Raw genomic sequence first — 554 nt, forward strand, 5'->3', positions numbered from 1 at the left:
ATGGTGTCGAGGTATTGGCCGGGTGTGGCGGTGGGTGCGTCGTTGTAGGTTGGGGTGCCGGTGATGGGGGTGCCGATGGGTTTGTAGGTGCGTAGTGCTGCTTGGCTGACCCGTGGCAGGATTTGTTTGAGGGCGGCTCCGTCCACGGCATCGTTGTAGGTGCCGCCGGTCTTCTGGGCGATGCATGTCAGTTGTTCGCGGGAGCGGTCGTCGACGCCGAATCCGATGGCGTGGACGATGATTTTGGCTCCGTCGCGGTTGAGTTCCTGGGCGACTTCGCACGGGTCCGGTGGTGCGCAGGTGTCTTCACCGTCGGAAACCAGGACTATCGAGCGTGAACCCGACTGCGGGAGTTCTTTCGCGGCGGCACGCAATGATTCCCCGATCGGGGTGTAACCACTTGCGGTGATCCCGTCTACTGCGGAATTCAGTCCGGCCTTGTCGATCGATTCCGGCTTACGCAACGTGACCACATCACGACACCCCGCGGACTTCTCCGCATCCGAATTACCCGTCGCAGTCCCATACACCGACAGTCCTACCTCGGACTCTGC

General features: G+C 61.7%; 1 protein-coding gene. It reads right to left on the reverse strand.

Annotation, left to right across the window (positions count from 1 at the left end):
- Window positions 1-530, reverse strand: a 530-nt coding sequence (locus tag NV2_RS30550) for a vWA domain-containing protein (RefSeq protein WP_245662845.1), incomplete at its 3' end; no start/stop codon positions are given.
- Window positions 531-554 lie beyond the last annotated feature (24 nt).

This window comes from Nocardia vermiculata NBRC 100427 (assembly GCF_001613265.1).
GTDB classification, from domain to species: domain Bacteria; phylum Actinomycetota; class Actinomycetes; order Mycobacteriales; family Mycobacteriaceae; genus Nocardia; species Nocardia vermiculata.